The sequence below is a fragment of the Paracoccus sp. 22332 genome (genome assembly GCF_052045125.1).
In the GTDB taxonomy this organism is placed as follows: Bacteria; Pseudomonadota; Alphaproteobacteria; order Rhodobacterales; family Rhodobacteraceae; genus Paracoccus; species Paracoccus haematequi_A.
The window spans coordinates 1-15,951 of sequence record NZ_JBQEOI010000013.1 but is presented as its reverse complement, the minus strand read 5'-3'; the positions used below and the strand labels follow the sequence as shown (position 1 = coordinate 15,951).

Here is a 15,951-nt window from a genome sequence, read left to right as displayed (position 1 = left end):
GCGGGCGCCAGAGAAGTCTGATGCTTACCATAGGTCAAGAGGAAAGGAAGGCACCGGCCCTAGGGTTACAGGGGTGCGATGGCACAAGCATATTTGATCTCAACAACTCGAAATGGCGGGCTGAGCAGGTTGCATTGGAAGCATGGACCGTGAGGGTATCTAAGGATAATAGGAGCTCAACAGATGCTGACAAGACGACACTTCATCCACACAACCACGGCGCTGTTTTCGGCAACTATTTCTGGGCCTCTGTTTGCGGCCTCATGGCCAACGGAAGCACAGAAGACTGCTTGGGATGCACAGGTCACCCCTGCCGGTTACAATCCCACCAGTTCGAATCCGTGGGGATTGCATCCACGCTTCCTACCCCAAAGGGTAAGGGCCAACGACGGCCTGGTGCCGGGTGACATTCATGTGGATGCTGTGGCGAAGTATCTTTACCACATCGAGGCTGGCGGAACCGCAATGCGCTATGGCGTAGCCATTGGACGAGGGGACCTATACGAGCCAGGGGTTTATACGATCAAGCGAAAGGTCGAATGGCCCCACTGGACACCAACTCAGAACATGATTGAGCGTGAGCCGGAGATCTATGGGCAGTTTGAAGGTGGAATGGAGCCCGGTCCCGAAAACGCCCTCGGCTCACGGGCTCTCTATCTCTATGTGGGCGACAAGGATACTTACTTGCGCATCCATGGAACCCCGTTTCCCAAAAGCATCGGCACTAGCGCTAGTTCTGGCTGCGTGCGAATGGTCATGACGCATATCAACGATCTCTTTCCGAAGGTAGAACTCGGCTCCACCGCGTTTCTATATTCGGCCGCGGATAGTGTGACTACGCGTAGCTAGGCCATGCCTTTGCTGGAGTTGCAGGCCTAACCATATGCCCGAGCGGCTTCAGGCTTGCGACTGCATGCAAATTGGACGGCCCTCAGGCGTGGTAAGCGGAAGAAGTGTTGTTTCCACCTGCCCCCGATGCTCGTACCAATAGCAATTATCCTCTGAAAGAAGACGGGCCGATGCAACGTCCTGCCCCGGCGCAGCTAGCGCGAACAGGTCTGGAGGAAGACTTTCGGACCCGGCTTCTGTCGTTTCTGTTCTTGCTGCCATGTTTCCGCAACCGGCAGTGATCAGGACAACTGCCAAGATAGGGAGGGAACTGTTTTTCATTTCTATCTCCTTGTGTAGTTTGCTTATCAGGACTGTCCTTCGCATTCGATATCGCGGCATTGGGTCTCAGCTGAAACGCACAGGATCTTGATCCACGCGGCATTTCGTCTTCTTGGCCAGATCCCCTTGGGCGAATAATCTTCTGCAATCGTTAGATAAACTATTTGAAAAAAGCGAGGCAGTGAATGGTCCTGAAGGACACAGGTAGCGACCGACGGCGCTTTCTAGGTGGTCTGCTGGCCACAGCGGCGGTTCTGCCGGGCGGCGCCGTCCTGGCGCAGGGTTTTGATCCTTATACCGGGCAGCCTCTCTATGGCGGCCCCCCGACCAGCGGGGCGCCCGATCTCGGGGCCTATCAGGTTGACCCGAACGCAGATCCCAGGCGAAATCAGTCGTCGTTTCGCGCGAGACACTGGAGCGAGTTTTACCCGAGCTTGGGAAAAGGGGTGATCCTTGCGGATGTGACATCGCGTGCAGTGCACTACTGGTCAGGTGATGGATCGATCAGTCTGGTCTTTCCGTGCTCTATCCCTGTTACCGAAGATCTGACGCGCCGGGGCGAGACCGAAATTGTCAGAAAAGCAAAGAATCCGCCTTGGACACCGACGCCGAGCATGCGGGAGAAGGATCCCAATCTGCCGCAGCGTGTCGAGGGCGGAAGTCCGGACAATCCCCTGGGACCTTACGGCCTCTATCTGTCATGGCCCGCCTACTTGATCCATGGCACGCATGACACACGCAAGATTGGCCGAAAATCATCCAACGGCTGCTACGGACTCTATAATGAGCACATTACCCGGCTCTACGAGCTGGCAGAAATCGGAACGCAGGTGACGGTGTTCTAGAAGCCGATCTTTATAGAGGGACGCCAACGAACCTGGTCGCTGGCGTCCCTCCCAGAAGCCTAAAGAATGATTGAGCACAGCTTTCTGTACTCGTCTCATTCCTCTGTCAGGCGTGAATCATGATCGGGACGCCGGGCTGCAGCATGGCATAGATATCCTCGATCTCTTCGTCGCTGACGGTGATGCACCCGGCCGTCCAATCCCGTTTCTGGCGCACCAGCTGGTTGCCTTCAGGCCCGCGGCCATGGATCATGATATCGCCGCCGGGATCGCGACCGAATTGTTCCGCAAAAGCGCGGTCGCGCTCATTCGGATAGGACACGCCGACGGAAAGGTGATACCGGCTGCGAGGATTGAAGCGGTCCACAAAATAAAGCCCCTCAGGCGTCTTGCCGTCGCCCTCGAACTGCTTGTGTCCGACCGGCTGAAATCCAAGGCCGAAATCATAAGACTTCAGCACCGTCATTCCGTTCAGAAGATACATCCGGCGCTGCCCTTTCTGAATGACGACCTGGGTGACCGGGGGACCGGAATAGACCTTGAACGTCGGCTTCGGCGTCTGCGGCTTCGGAGCGCCACACGCCGCAAGGGCCGCCAAGCCTGCCAGGGAAAAATGACGCCGGTCTAAACTGGCCATTCAGGAATGCTCCGTCCTAGGTAAAATGATCGATCTAAATGCCGTCGGCAGCGGGATAGCTGGTGAACACTTCGCTGCTTCCGTCTTTGCGTATCAACAACACGTCATACGCTTCGCGCTTGTCTTCGGGGCCCATGCCGGGGCTGCCATAGGGCATTCCGGGCACAGCCAAGCCCGCCGCATCGGGCCGTTCTTCAAGAAGCCTTCGGATATCCTGGGCGGGGACATGGCCTTCCAGGAAGTAGCCAGCGATCTGGCCGGTGTGGCAGGAATAATGTTCGGCGGGAACGCCAAGCTCGATCTTGTGCTGGATCAGCAGGACACCGAAGCGGTCTTCGGAGGTCACGTCGAAACCCTGCTGTTGCAGATACTCTGTCCATTTCACGCAGCATTCGCAGCCTTGTCCCTCAACAACATGAATGGCGGGGAAGACCTCCTGCGCCTCCAAGGACAAAGGTGCTGCCATCAGGGCAACTGCAATAAGCAAGGCATGTTTCATCCGATGGCTCTCTGGATTTTGGGCACCGCGAAGCGGCGCTCCTCATGAAAATCAATGGTGCTGGCAAGTTCACCCGAAGGCCGAAACACGAACACGCCGGATGTATGGTTCATGGTGTAGTCCCCGTCATCTCGCGACAGGCGGGTGTAGGTCACGCCAAACGCTTCCGCAGCCTTGGCGACCGCGTCAGCCGAGCCCGTCAAGCCGCGAATCCGGATGTCGAAGTTCGACAAGTATTCGGCCAGGATCTCAGGGCTATCCCGTTCAGGATCGACGGTAATCATGGCGACCCGGATCCGGTCTGCGTCCTGCCCCAGGCCCTCCAGCCAATCTGCAATATCCATCAACGTAGTAGGGCAGACATCTGGACACCAGGTAAAGCCGAAGAAGACCATGCTGGCTTGACCAAGCCAATCCTGCGGGACGACAGGATTGCCTTGATCATCGATCAGCCGCCACGCCATTCGGGACAGGTCTGGCCGACCGTTCTCAGTTTCCCTGACGGCCGTCAGGCGCAAATCGCCGCTGCGCCATGCTCCAAGCCCCAAGGTAAAGCCGAATGCGCCAAGAAGGCCTGCACCGCCGAGGATCAGTTTGCGGCGTCGCATTGCGCCTCCTGCGCACGCATCGGCAGGACCTGGGTGTCGATCTCGATTGCCCCTGCCTGCTCGAAGGTCAGAGTGACAGGAAAGGTCTGGCCTTCCGAAAGTGCCGTGGTCAACTCCATCAGCATGCCGTGGTAGCCGCCAGGTGACAGGGAGACCGTTTCGCCTGCCGGAACGTCGACAGCCTCGACATGCGGCATCGTGGCGAGGCCGTCCTGGATGACGGTCTGGTGCAGCATCGGCATTCCCGCAACCGGTGTCTCGATCCCAACCAGACGATCATCGGCTTCACCGTCATTGCGGATCTCGACATAGAACGCAGCCGGCCGCTGGGCGCCTATTGTGGCACGCGACCAGGCCTTCGAGATCGTGAGATCGCCCGCCGTCACGCTGGCGCAATCGGCCGAGGCGAGTGCGGGAAGGAGCATCGCAAATCCAAAGGCAAACGCGGATACCTTCATGGTAGAATCCTTTCCTCGATGTCCGCCAGTATTTCGGCAGCAGGGGTTTCATAGGCGAACTGGCGCAACCATTCACCATCCGGCCCGATCAAATACAGCCCCGAGCTGTGCGACATAGTGTAGCCTCCGGGAGCGGATCGATCCTCTTCGCGCCCGAAATAGATTTTGAAGCTGGTGGCAGCATCCTTCGTGGCGGCATCGTCCCCCGATAAGCCCAGGATTGCCGGATGGAAGGCCGCCACATATTCAGTCAGGCCCTGTCTGCGGTCCCGCTCCGGGTCGATCGAGATGAACAAGGGCTGCACCCCGTCCGCCTTTGCACCCAGATCGTCCATGAGCTGGGCCACTTCCGACATGGTGGTCGGGCAGACATCGGGACAATTCGTGAAGCCGAAGAAGACCAAGCTGAACTTTCCCCTGAAATCAGCCATGGTGTAGGTTTGTCCGTTTCCGTCCTGCAGGGCGAAGTCTGGCCGGAAGGTTTCTGCGGACTTTTCCCGTCCTGTCCATTGCTGGACTGCTAAGGCAGCTCCCGCCACCAGGACCACTCCCCAGAGGGCCAGGCGGATTGCTCGAAGGCTCATTGGTGGTGTGCCTTATCCAAGTTCGGAAATCGCGTTCGAGACCGATGCGCGCAGGTTCTCGATGCTGAGTTTAGCCAGCCGCTCGCCATTCACGAAGAAGGTGGGTGTCCCTTCGATCTGCATGGCCTGAACATCGGCCATATCCTGATTCAGCACGCCAGTAATTTCGGGATGCAAGCGTTCGGACTCGGCGCGTGACAGATCAAGGCCGGCTTCCCCGGCCATTTTCCAAGCCAGATCCATGCGGGGTTGGCCATGAAGCGCCCAGGCGGGCTGCTGGTCGAAGAGAATGTCCAACACCGGCTCGAAGAGGTTCTGACGACGCGCAACCTCCAGGATACGCACGGCCTCATCCGAACCCTCGTGAAACGGCGTGTATCGCAAAACCACACGAAGCTGGACAGGATATTCGCGACGCAACTCATTGAGAACCGGATGAAAAGCTCGGCAGGCCTCGCAAGAAGGGTCGAAGAATTCCACCAGGGTCACTGGCGCATCGGCTGGACCAAGGATCGGCGAATAGGGCCGGATCAGCGCCTCGGGTTGTGCTTGCAGGGCGGCGCGCGCAGCTTCGGCCTGTTCGGCCTCTCGCTGACGCGTGACATACCATGAGCCTCCGGCAAATGTGCCTGCGCCCACAGCCAAGGCTCCTACAACGACGGTTCTTCGTTTCATGATGGCTTTCCTTTCATGACGTTCAGACACAGCGCGATTGCCATAAAGCAACCGAGCGAAAGATAGGGAATGGGCAGTCCCAGGATGGTCATCTGGGTGCGGTCGGAACAGGATGGCCCGTCTTGGGTGCAAGGACTGACGCCTTCCGGGATCAGCCCGGCGTAAAGTCCTGAATGCCATAGCGCGACCGCAAGTCCCGTCAGGACCAGCGGCAGTGCATAGATCCTTGCTGTCGCATCACCCCGCCAGAGGCCGACAGCCAGGATCGGCACCAGCGGGAACATCGCGATGCGTTGATACCAGCAGAGGATACAAGGGGTCTGCCCCAGCACCTCACCAATGAAGAGCGCGCCCAGCGTCGCGCCCAAGGCCATCAAGAAGGCGATGAGCAGAAGCGTCTCGGCGCGAGAGGTCGTGGAGTCACGCATGGGCAAGTCGAACATCGAACATAATCTCTGACTTCGTGTTGGGGCGTCCTGCCGGTCGGCAGCCATCTCCGGCTACCATCAGCCTTTGTTCTCCACATTCGTGCGGATGAAGAACCCGGTCGCGACCCTTGCCGTCGCAAGCATCAACAGATCGCCTGGCTTGATCGCCATGGCGTGTAATGCCGGCGCTTCCTCTATGGGGTCTGTCGGCTGGCCATCGACACGAACTTCGTAGTGCAGGTTCGGCCCGCTCACGAGGCCCGTCGCACCGACATCGCCAATATGGTCATTCACGCTCGCCTGAGTGCCCTTCTCGATACCAGGAGCGAAGCGGGACAAATGGGCATAGCGGGTCACAACGCCGCCACCATGGTCAATATCGATGGTTCGGCCGTATCCCCGCATGGTTCCTGCAAAAATCACCCTGCCCGCACCGGTCGCCCTGACAGGGGTGCCAATCTTTGCGGCGTAATCTACCCCGGTATGCATTCGCCCTACGCCAAGAACCGGGTGCTTTCGCTTGCCGAAGACCGACGACAGACGCGCACCGATGACAGGTCGAGCGGTGTGTTGCACCGGCTTGCCATTCTTGAACAGAATGGCCGGTTCGTCCGGTGGACCTGCTACCAGTTCGTAAACATGCCCGTTCAACTCCAGCCGGGCATAGGACAGCCGAGGCTCTCCCAGGATTGTTCCGTCAGGCAGAGCACTTTCCTGCCAGATCAGCGCCACGCGTTCTCCGCCCTTCAGGTCGCGGCGGAAATCGACTTGTCCCGCCAGGAACGCAGCAAGATCGACGGCAAAGCTCTCCGGCGCCTCTCGTTCTGCAAGCGCATCATAAAGCGGCCCGACAAGCACGAAGGCCTCGCGGCGATCTCGAACCTGGATCTGAGTGTTGACCAAGGCAGCCTCAAGAGGCTTGCTGAAATCGAGAACAATGTCGGTCCCGTTCTCGATCAACAACGACAGGCGCTCCAAACGGGCGGGATCCTCTTCCGACACGCTCCATCTCAGCACCTGGCCAGGGGTCAAGGTCGACAGGTCGAAAACATCCGCAATGGCCAGTGCCGCCTCGTTTCGCGTTTCTGCGGCTATTCCTGCACGAGACAGGATCGCGTCCAGCGTATCGCCCGCCACCACTTCGTGTTGCGAAAGATTGGCTGTTTGTCCCGCCAGGGGCGCGGGCTCGCTCAGGGTTTCGGCGTGTAGCGGCGCGGTCACGGCAACAGCGCCGACAAGAAGCAGGGTTTGCAAGATCTTCAAGTCTGATATCCCGTCAGATGTGGGAAGCGTCGCTTTGGCTGCAGGAAACAGCCAGCAAGCGGCAGCATTCCGGGTTCATGGCGTGAAAAGACGTCCGAGGCTTATTCCGACCAATGCTCCCAGCACTCCGAAAGCAATTGCGTGAGCGCTGGCATACTGGATCATGTCCAGTCTGTTCCCGCCCAGTTGGCGGGCGCGGATTATCCCGCGCCAGACGCCCAGAATAGCCCCGAGGAGCGTCAGCATCTGTCCACTCGATGTCCGAAAGGTATCATTTTTGTCTGTCCTGCTCGTTGCGGCCGGTCGGGGCCTTCTGCAACCTCAAGCAGCTAGAGGTTCAAGCCAAATCTGGGGGGATCACAGATTTGTCAGTTGGTCGCGGCAAGGAAGGGAGATGCGGAAATGTTCCGGCCTATCGCAATGGGGCAAAGCTTGCCGGCTACAGGACCTGGTGCGCGCGCGGTTAACGCACCAGACAATGAGCAGCGCAGGACGCGTAGCCTCCGTCAGGAAGTCGCATCCTCGATCGCGTGGTCGGTGATGCACTGGGAGTGATCGCTGAGGACTTCAATGACCCTGCAGTCGGAAATCCTGTCGCCCGCGCATTGCACCACCATGCGCTCCAGCTCTGTCTTGAGTGCGGCAAGTCGGGCAAGGCGGCTTTCGACTTCGGCAAGCTGTGCCCTTGCGATGGCATCCGCTGCGGCGCAGGGTTGATCCGGATTGTCCGACAAGCTGAGCAGATCGCGGATTGCCTCCAGCGAAAATCCCAGGTCGCGTGCGTGACGGATGAAAACCAAACGCTCATGCGCCTTGTGGGTGTAAAGTCTCTGGTTGCCAAGACTGCGCTCGGCCTCCGGCAACAAGCCGATCTGCTCATAATAGCGGATCGTGGGGATCTTCACGCCGGTCGACGATCCGAGCTTTCCGATGGTCAGCATCAAGATTCTCCTTGAACCTATAGTAGCTAGAGCACTTAAAACCCTGATTCGATGATGGCAACCGCCCTGCTTCGGCGGAGGAGAGAATGATGACGAAATCGGATCTGGCTGACGAAACCGTCTGCGACTGGACAGTGTCCGGCATGGATTGCGGATCATGTGCAGGCAAGATCAGAAACGCCGTGACCCGTTTGCCGGGAGTCACCGGGGTCGAGGTGGGCATCATGTCCGAACGTCTTCGCCTGACCCTGGACGAAAACAAGACCGGCCGGGAGCAAGTCGAAAAGACCGTGCGAGCTTTGGGATACGGGATCAAGCCACGCGGGGCCGAGAAGAAGGAGTTCGTCCTTCCTGGTGCGGCATCCGATGGCAATCACGAGGCGGATGATCACGTACGTCCCGCTGGGGTCGAGGCCGCTCATTCCGGGCATGGCAGTCCCGGCCATGTCCATGACGACCCAGCCGATCGCGGCAAGAACTGGTATCAGACCGGCAAGGGCAGACTGGTCATCTTCACCGGTCTGCTGCTGGCTGCGGCTTGGGGCGTGGAGCTGTTCGCGCCTCGCATTGGTGCCTGGGCATTCGTCGCGGCCTGCCTGATCGGCGTTGCCCCGATCGCCCGTCGCGCCTTTGCTGCGGCGCGATCCGGCCAGTTCTTCACCATCGAGGGGCTGATGACAGTCGCTGCCATCGGCGCGCTGTTCATCAATGCAGCGGAAGAGGCTGCACTGGTTGTGTTCTTGTTTGCCGTGGGCGAAGTCCTTGAGGGCGTCGCCGCAAGCAAGGCTCGCAACGGCATCCGCGCACTGGCCGATCTGGTTCCAAAAACAGCGCTGCTGGAGGAAAACGGCACGACACGCGAAGTCGCCGCCGCCAGTCTTCAGGTGGGCCAGACCGTTCTGATCCGGCCGGGCGATCGGATCCCGGCCGACGGAGACATCATCGAAGGCATATCCGGTGTCGATGAAAGCCCGGTAACAGGGGAAAGCGTGCCCGCCACACGCGGTCCGGGGGAGAGGGTCTTTGCGGGCTCGATCAACACCGAGGCTGTGCTGCGCGTCACCGTGACCAAGGCCGCCCAGGACAACACCATTTCCCGCATCATCCGTCTTGTCGAAGAAGCCGAGGAGGCGCGTGCGCCAACTGAACGCTTCATCGACCGCTTCAGCCGCTGGTATATGCCCGCCATCGTTGCGGTCGCGGTCCTTGTGGTCGTGGTGCCCCCGCTGGTCTTGGGCCAGTCCTGGGACACCTGGATCTATCGCGGGCTGGCGCTGCTGCTGATTGGCTGTCCCTGCGCGTTGGTAATCTCGGTTCCTGCCTCCATCGCATCGGCGCTCTCTACCGGCGCCCGGCGAGGTTTGCTGATGAAGGGGGGCGCTGTGATCGAGGCCGCCGCCAAGGTCTCGAAGGTCGCATTCGACAAGACCGGCACCCTGACCCATGGCCGCCCGCAAGTCACCGATCTGGTTCCGTTCGGCCACACGACCGAGGCGCAGCTGCTTGAGGTTGCGGCAGGGGTCGAAAGCGGATCCAGCCATCCGCTTGCCGTGGCTATCTTGAACAGGGCCGAAACGGCCGGCGTCCCGGCCCTTCCAGCCCGCGATGCACGCGCACTGGCAGGACGGGGGGTCGTCGCAACAGTGGGGGATGCGCCGGCTTGGGTGACCTCGCCCCGACATGCCTCCGAGAATGGCGGGTTGGATGGACTCGGTCTGCGACAAGCGACCATCTTCGAGGAGCAGGGAAAGACTGCCGTGGCCGTTTATCGCGAAGGCATCCCGCTTGGCCTTATTGCCATGCGCGACGAACCCCGGGCCGACGCTGCAGAAGCGGTGCGCCAGTTGTCGGCCATGGGCATCACATCGACCATTCTGACAGGGGATAACCCCCGCACCGCCGCGGCTATTGCCGAAGGTCTGGGCATGCAGTTCCAGGCCGACATGATGCCCGAGGACAAGCTCAGCGCCATTCGCGAAATGAACGAACAGGGCGGCGTGATGATGATCGGTGACGGCATCAATGATGCTCCTGCCCTCAAACAGGCCAGCATTGGCGTAGCCATGGGCTCGGGCACCGACGTGGCGCTGGAGACCGCCGACGCGGCCATTCTGCGCGACCGGGTGACTGACATTCCCGCACAGATCCGGCTTGCCCGCGCGGCCATGGCCAACATTCGGCAAAACGTGACCATCGCGCTTGGTTTGAAGGCGGTCTTTCTTGTGACAACAGTGCTGGGGATCACCGGCCTTTGGATTGCCATCCTTGCCGATACCGGGGCTACAGTGCTTGTCACGCTGAACGCGCTCCGCCTGCTGGGCTTCAATCCCGAGCGTGAGGGCTGAGGCCATGCTGTCAGGGTTTGGCTGGTCCGTACTGGCGCTGTTGGCGGGCTATCTGCTGCTCTTTTTCTGGGGCAGCGCCATGGCGGCTCAGGCAGCGCGGACGTCGATCTGGCTGTTTGGCCAAGCCAGGGGACGCGATCGCTGGGCAGCGTTTGGCTTTCGGGCGGCCTTTGTTCTGGGCTTTTTTGGCCCGCTGCTCTGGCTGGCTTGGCCCGCCCTGCACAAGATTGACCCTTTTTGGACCGGGGGTGAGGCGGTGGCGATTGGCCTGCTCGGCGTCTTTATCGCCGGCACCGGCGCAATGCTCGCCTTCGCCGCGCAGATGTCGATGGGCAGCTCGTGGCGTGTGGGTGTCGCCGAGGGTGCAACGGGCACGCTTGTGTCAGGCGGGCTTTATCGTTTCAGCCGCAACCCCACCTTTGTGGGTCAGTTCATGCTGCTTGCGGGAGTGGGTCTTGCCATTCCTGCAGTTCCCACGTTTCTCGCTTCGATGCTCTTCCTTTGGTCGGCTGCCACACAGGTTCAATCCGAGGAAACCGCGTTGCAGCAGGCGTTGGGAAGAGACTATGACCATTATCTCAAGACTGTGCCGCGCTGGATCGGCTTTCACCGGAGAAACGAAACATGAAGGCGACCCCGATCATTCTCCTGATTGGTGCCACCGTGTTGGCAGATCAGGCCACCAAGACGGTGGCACTGTTGCTGCTTTCTCCAGGAGAGATCCTGCCTGTTGTTCCTGGGTTTAATGTGACGCTTGGCTTCAACGAAGGAGCCAGTTTTGGCATGATGTCGGGTGCCATGGCGGGACGGCCGCTGCTGATGGCAGCACTGACGGGCGGGCTCGCCTTGATGTTCGCGATTATGGCGTTTCGTGCGGAAAGCCTTCGTGAGCGGACAGGTCTTGCGCTGATCGTGGGCGGTGCGCTCGGCAACATCATCGATCGACTGCGGCAGGGTGCGGTCACCGATTTCCTCGATCTCTACTGGCGGAATTGGCACTGGCCCACGTTCAACGGCGCCGATATCGCAATCACGCTCGGGGCCTTGCTGGTCTTCACCGTATGGCTTCGCCCATCGAAATCCAAGGAACCTGCGTTTTAACCAGAGCAAGACTATGAAGCTGGACAGGCCGAGTTGGACGCCAGTCTACACCTGATCGGCGTAAGCCTCGAACAAAGCCAATGTCCGTTGACTGACGTGATGCTCGATGCCTTCGGCGTCCCGTTCAGCCGTCTCGGCATCAAGGCCGAGGCGGATCAAGAAGCGCAGCACAATCTCGTGCCGGCGGCGGCATTCATCGGCCAGGGCACGCCCCTTTTCCGTCAGAAAGACCGAGCGGTATCGTTCGCGGGTGATTAGTCCCTCCCTGGCCAACCGCTCCAAGGCCTTGGTCACCGTTGGCGCGCGCACACCCAAGCGCGCGGCAATGGCGACAGGCCGGGCCTCTCCGTGCTCGTGGATGAGCTCGGCAATAAGTTCGACGTAATCTTCCGCCAGTTCGTTGCGCCGTGCGCTGCGCACTTCCTGAAAGGCCTCGGCGCGACTGTCGGCGGGACGGGGTTCATCAGTGGCTGCAGTTGAAGAGCTATCACATGTCATTGGGGGAACTGTTGCACATCGTAGATTGACAGGCAAAGACAAAGGGTAAATTCTTAGCCGAGACTAACTTTTTGAGTGTTCTGGAAAGTTGCAGCCCATGTCATCAAAAGCCTGGCGCCAAGAGCGCGACACTCCTTCCCTTTCCGAGGTTTTCCGCACCATAGCTGTAGGTGGTGGAGTGACGCCCTTCCGCCGCTTTCTGTCCTTTGTCGGTCCTGGTTATCTGGTCGCCGTCGGATACATGGATCCGGGTAATTGGGCGACCTCGTTGGCAGGAGGAGCGGCCTTCGGTTACACGCTGCTGTTCGTGGCGCTGTTGTCCAACATCATGGCCATACTCCTGCAGTCGCTGTGCGCACGCCTTGCAGTGGCCTCAGGGCGGGATTTGGCGCAAGCCTGTCGAGACGCCTATCCCAGGTGGGTATCCATTCCCCTGTGGATCTTTGCCGAACTGGCGATCATTGCAACCGATCTGGCCGAGGTGATCGGCACCGCCATTGGCCTGAACCTGCTGTTCGGCATCCCGCTTGAGATCGGGATCTTCATCACCGCGGCTGATGTGTTCCTGATCCTGTGGCTTCAGAACAAGGGCTTTCGGTGGATCGAGGCGCTCATCATTGCGCTGTTGGCGACGATCACGGCCTGCTTCGCAGTGCTGATCGCGCTCGCTGATCCAGAATGGGGCGCCGTGATGGCAGGTTTTGCGCCAAGCCGTGAGATCATCGGAAATCCCGACATGCTGTATCTTGCACTTGGGATCATTGGCGCGACAGTGATGCCGCACAACCTGTATCTCCATTCCGGGATTGTGCAGACCCGCGCCTATGGCCTCGACCTGTCATCAAAACGCGAGGCGCTGCGCCTGGCGACGTGGGACTCAACCATCGCGCTGATGTTCGCGCTGACCATCAATGCCTCGATCCTGATCTTGGCAGCGGCGGCGTTTCATACCGTCGGTGAGACCGACGTGGCCGAGATCGACAAGGCGCATCTGCTGTTGGAGCCGTTGTTGGGCTCCTCGATCGCGCCTGTCCTGTTCGGACTGGCGCTGCTGTGTTCGGGACTGAATTCGACCGTCACCGCAACCATGGCAGGACAGATCGTGATGGAGGGCTTTATCCGGCTGCGGCTGAAGCCCTGGTTGCGACGCGTGATCACCCGTGGCTTTGCGATCCTGCCGGCGACGGTGGTGATCCTGCTTTATGGCAGCGAAGGGACCGGGCAGCTGCTGATCCTCAGCCAGGTCGTGCTGTCCTTTCAGTTGCCCTTTGCCATTGTGCCGCTGGTCATGTTCACCGCCAGCCGCGCCAAGATGGGAGCGATGGTGTCGCCCAGGTGGCTCACCGCGCTCTGCGCCCTGATTGCCATCACCATCATCGTGCTCAATGTAAACCTGCTCGCGACGGTGATGGTGGGATAAACGTCCCGCATCACGGGGCCCGAGATCCGCCGCACAACTGGATCGACTCAACCTGGCGAGTAGTCGTTACCGGTCAAGGAGATCTATGAGGATCTTAAAGGAAGCTCTGTCGGGCGTGGCTGTCAACGGCGGTGCAAAATCCGGCCACGCGGCGGTGCAAAATCCGGCCACGCGGCGGTGACCGGCGCCATGGCGCGCGCGCTTACCAGATAGCTGGCGCGTGCCATGGCGCATTGGCCCCTTGGGGCCAAAACAGCACCATCTGATTTCAGGACTTTTGTTGCCGCTTTCGGGCGGTGCTGTTGGCGAGGCGATAACTCTCGCCGTTCATCTCGAGGATGCTGACGTGGTGGGTCAGCCGGTCGAGCAGTGCGCCGGTGAGGCGCTCGGAGCCGAAGGTCTCGGTCCATTCATCGAAGGGCAGATTGCTGGTGATCAGGGTCGCGCCGCGCTCGTAGCGGTGCGAGATCAGTTCGAACAGCAATTCGGCGCCGGTCTTGGACAGCGGCACGAAGCCCAGTTCGTCGATGATGAGCAGCTTGTAACCGGCCATCTGCTTCTGAACGCGAAGCAGGCGGCGCTCGTCGCGGGCCTCCATCATCTCACTGACCAGGCTCGCGGCGGTGGTGAAGCCCACGGAGAGCCCCTTCTGACAAGCCGCCAGCCCGAGGCCAAGGGCGACGTGCGTCTTGCCCGTGCCACTTGGGCCAAGGGCAATGACGTTCTCGCGACGGTTGATCCATTCACACCGCGCCAGTTCCAGCACCTGCATCTTGTTGAGCTTCGGAATGGCGCTGAAGTCGAAGCTGTCGAGGCTTTTGACCGTGGGGAATTTGGCGGCCTTGATGCGGCGTTCGACCATCCTCCGCTCCCGGTCGATCAACTCCAGCTCAACAAGCCGGGCGAGATACCGGACATGGTCCATGCCTTCGGCCGCGCATTGCCGGGCCAGCTTCTGATGTTCCCGCAGGAACGTCGGCAGCTTCAGCGCCTTGAGGTTGAGGAGGATCAGGCAACAGTCCGGGGGACTGTTGGCCCGACGAAGGCGAGCAGGATTTCCGGGACATCGTTCATGCCGCGTCCTCCGCATTGCCCGACAACAGCCGCATGTAGGAACCGGCCTTGGTCTTCTCGACCGTGGCCTTGGGCAGATAGGGATAACAGTCCAGGTCCAGCCGGGGCGGACGGTGTTCAATACGGCAAAGCAGCAGGTGCTTTACGGCGTCAAAGCCGATCGCGCCCATCTGAAGCGCCTGCTTTACCGCGGCATGCAGGTCAGCCAGGTCGAAGGTCTCGAGCAACCGCAGGACCTGGACGTATTCGCGTCGGCCATGCCGGTTCATGCGAGCTTCCATCAGCCGGCGCAACGTTGCGAACTCCTCGGAAAGCTCCCACGCCTGCAACGGCGCGGCCTGATCGAATGCGTTGAGCTTCTGCTCCAGCAGCGGCAGGTAGTGGACCGGATTGAAGACGATCTCCTCGCGCTCCCAGCACCGGGGATGGCGGGCAATCATCTCGCCCCGGCAGCCGATCACCACGTCGTGGACATAAGCCCGGATCCAGACATCCTGATGGGCAAAGGCGACCGGCACCGAATAGTCATTGGTCTTGTAGCGCACGAGCGATTGCGATGAGACGCGGCCGGTGTCCTGATCGCAGGCGTCAAAGGGTGAAGCAGGCAAGGATCGCATCTCTGCCAGATCGCGCTGCAGCCGCTCGCCGATCGTTTCGCCCTCACCGCGCAGGACATCGTGCTGGCGCTTGCGGCATTGCTCTTCCAGCCAGAGGTTGAACGCCTCCCAGGTCGCGAACTCGGGAAGCGGCACCATGAAGTTGCGGCGGCAATAACCCACCAGACCCTCAACATTCCCCTTGTCGTTGCCTTTGCCGGGGCGGCCATAGCGATCCCGGATCAGGTAATGGGATAGAAACCCGCTGAACAGGGCGGCCCGCTTGCGGGTGCCATCGGGCAGGATCTTCGCCACCAGGCACCGGTCGTTGTCATAGACAATCGATTGGGGGACCGCCCCAAAGAAGGCAAAGGCGTGGATATGGCCGTCCACCCAGGCCTCGGCCACAGCCGCCGGATAGGCGCGGACGTAACAGGCGTCGCTGTGCGGCAGGTCCAGCACGAAGAAGTGGGCCTTCTGCTCGACACCGCCAATCCTGACCATCGCTTCGCCAAAGTCGGCCTGCGCATGGCCCGGTGGATGCGCCAGCGGCACGAACACTTCCTGGCCCCGCCGTTCCCGCTCCCGGATCGTCGGCCTTGCCCTTGAACCGGTGGCGGGCTGGCGGCCTCCATCCTTGATGATCGTGTAGCCGCCGGTGAACCCGCATTCGTCACGCAGCCGGTCGAACACCCGCTTCGCGGTGTGCCGCTGCTTCCGCGGCATGGAGCGATCCGCCTCAAGCCAGCCCTCAATGATCGGGATAAAGGGATCAAGCTTCGGCCGCCTGACCTCGGCCGTCCGCCGGT

At 60.4% G+C, this 15,951-nt stretch carries 19 protein-coding genes; 6 read left to right on the top strand and 13 right to left on the bottom strand.

Annotated features, from left to right (window positions below):
* Positions 1 to 183 precede the first annotated feature (183 nt).
* The gene (locus tag ACTJI6_RS13915; RefSeq protein ID WP_289895921.1) at positions 184 to 849 is read left to right on the top strand and encodes a L,D-transpeptidase; all 666 of its coding nucleotides are present in this window, start codon (positions 184 to 186) and stop codon (positions 847 to 849) included.
* A 48-nt stretch (positions 850 to 897) separates the two neighbouring features.
* On the opposite strand, the gene ACTJI6_RS13910 is transcribed toward ACTJI6_RS13915, so the two are convergent.
* Positions 898 to 1,170, bottom strand: coding sequence for a hypothetical protein (locus ACTJI6_RS13910; RefSeq protein WP_289895920.1), 273 nt, complete (start codon positions 1,168 to 1,170; stop codon positions 898 to 900).
* Between the two features lie 185 nt (positions 1,171 to 1,355).
* Here ACTJI6_RS13910 and ACTJI6_RS13905 point away from each other — a divergent pair, with 185 nt between their 5' ends.
* Positions 1,356 to 2,015, top strand: coding sequence for a L,D-transpeptidase (locus tag ACTJI6_RS13905; protein WP_289895919.1), 660 nt, complete (start codon positions 1,356 to 1,358; stop codon positions 2,013 to 2,015).
* Between the two features lie 106 nt (positions 2,016 to 2,121).
* Here ACTJI6_RS13905 and ACTJI6_RS13900 read toward each other — a convergent pair whose 3' ends face one another.
* The 9 genes from ACTJI6_RS13900 to ACTJI6_RS13860 form a co-directional block, all read right to left on the bottom strand.
* The gene (locus ACTJI6_RS13900; protein ID WP_036743555.1) at positions 2,122 to 2,652 is read right to left on the bottom strand and encodes a L,D-transpeptidase family protein; all 531 of its coding nucleotides are present in this window, start codon (positions 2,650 to 2,652) and stop codon (positions 2,122 to 2,124) included.
* A gap of 34 nt (positions 2,653 to 2,686) precedes the next feature.
* A complete protein-coding gene (locus tag ACTJI6_RS13895; RefSeq protein ID WP_036743558.1) occupies positions 2,687 to 3,151 on the bottom strand; it encodes a DUF411 domain-containing protein in 465 nt (154 codons plus the stop codon).
* Entirely contained in the window at positions 3,148 to 3,759 is a 612-nt protein-coding gene (locus tag ACTJI6_RS13890; RefSeq protein ID WP_036743560.1) for an SCO family protein, read from the bottom strand. The genes ACTJI6_RS13895 and ACTJI6_RS13890 overlap by 4 nt, the downstream gene beginning before the upstream one ends.
* Positions 3,741 to 4,217 (bottom strand): copper chaperone PCu(A)C, encoded by a 477-nt coding sequence (locus ACTJI6_RS13885; protein WP_052081727.1) that lies wholly within the window; start codon positions 4,215 to 4,217, stop codon positions 3,741 to 3,743. The genes ACTJI6_RS13890 and ACTJI6_RS13885 overlap by 19 nt, the downstream gene beginning before the upstream one ends.
* Complete coding sequence (locus ACTJI6_RS13880) at positions 4,214 to 4,801, bottom strand: SCO family protein (RefSeq protein ID WP_036743561.1); 588 nt, start codon at positions 4,799 to 4,801, stop codon at positions 4,214 to 4,216. Before ACTJI6_RS13880 ends, ACTJI6_RS13885 begins: the two co-directional genes overlap by 4 nt.
* 12 nt (positions 4,802 to 4,813) lie before the next feature.
* Positions 4,814 to 5,476 (bottom strand): DsbA family protein, encoded by a 663-nt coding sequence (locus ACTJI6_RS13875; RefSeq protein WP_036743562.1) that lies wholly within the window; start codon positions 5,474 to 5,476, stop codon positions 4,814 to 4,816.
* Positions 5,473 to 5,919 (bottom strand): disulfide bond formation protein B, encoded by a 447-nt coding sequence (locus ACTJI6_RS13870; protein WP_231564792.1) that lies wholly within the window; start codon positions 5,917 to 5,919, stop codon positions 5,473 to 5,475. Before ACTJI6_RS13870 ends, ACTJI6_RS13875 begins: the two co-directional genes overlap by 4 nt.
* Positions 5,920 to 5,982: 63 nt before the next feature.
* On the bottom strand, positions 5,983 to 7,167 hold the full coding sequence (locus ACTJI6_RS13865; protein ID WP_052081728.1) for a M23 family metallopeptidase: 1,185 nt from the start codon (positions 7,165 to 7,167) through the stop codon (positions 5,983 to 5,985).
* 506 nt (positions 7,168 to 7,673) lie between these two features.
* Entirely contained in the window at positions 7,674 to 8,108 is a 435-nt protein-coding gene (locus tag ACTJI6_RS13860; protein ID WP_036743563.1) for a MerR family transcriptional regulator, read from the bottom strand.
* 86 nt (positions 8,109 to 8,194) lie between these two features.
* Between ACTJI6_RS13860 and ACTJI6_RS13855 the strand changes: the two genes are divergently transcribed.
* Genes ACTJI6_RS13855 through lspA form a run of 3 tightly spaced genes read left to right on the top strand, consistent with a single transcriptional unit; the run spans position 8,195 to position 11,554 of the window.
* Positions 8,195 to 10,453, top strand: a complete 2,259-nt coding sequence (locus tag ACTJI6_RS13855; protein WP_052081729.1) for a heavy metal translocating P-type ATPase — start codon at positions 8,195 to 8,197, stop codon at positions 10,451 to 10,453.
* A gap of 4 nt (positions 10,454 to 10,457) precedes the next feature.
* A complete protein-coding gene (locus ACTJI6_RS13850; protein WP_036743564.1) occupies positions 10,458 to 11,081 on the top strand; it encodes a methyltransferase family protein in 624 nt (207 codons plus the stop codon).
* Positions 11,078 to 11,554: a signal peptidase II gene (gene lspA / locus ACTJI6_RS13845; protein WP_052081730.1), complete on the top strand. Its 477-nt coding sequence runs from the start codon at positions 11,078 to 11,080 to the stop codon at positions 11,552 to 11,554. Before ACTJI6_RS13850 ends, lspA begins: the two co-directional genes overlap by 4 nt.
* Positions 11,555 to 11,599: 45 nt before the next feature.
* On the opposite strand, the gene mntR is transcribed toward lspA, so the two are convergent.
* Positions 11,600 to 12,052, bottom strand: coding sequence for a manganese-binding transcriptional regulator MntR (mntR, locus tag ACTJI6_RS13840; protein ID WP_289895915.1), 453 nt, complete (start codon positions 12,050 to 12,052; stop codon positions 11,600 to 11,602).
* A gap of 97 nt (positions 12,053 to 12,149) precedes the next feature.
* On the opposite strand from mntR, the gene ACTJI6_RS13835 reads away from it, so the two are divergent.
* Complete coding sequence (locus ACTJI6_RS13835; RefSeq protein ID WP_440801493.1) at positions 12,150 to 13,472, top strand: Nramp family divalent metal transporter; 1,323 nt, start codon at positions 12,150 to 12,152, stop codon at positions 13,470 to 13,472.
* Between the two features lie 268 nt (positions 13,473 to 13,740).
* On the opposite strand, the gene istB is transcribed toward ACTJI6_RS13835, so the two are convergent.
* Both istB and istA read right to left on the bottom strand, forming a co-directional pair.
* Positions 13,741 to 14,484, bottom strand: coding sequence for an IS21-like element helper ATPase IstB (gene istB, locus ACTJI6_RS13830; RefSeq protein WP_440801589.1), 744 nt, complete (start codon positions 14,482 to 14,484; stop codon positions 13,741 to 13,743).
* 58 nt (positions 14,485 to 14,542) lie between these two features.
* Positions 14,543 to 15,951: IS21 family transposase (gene istA, locus ACTJI6_RS13825; RefSeq protein ID WP_440801491.1), on the bottom strand; the 1,409-nt coding region annotated here is incomplete at its 5' end.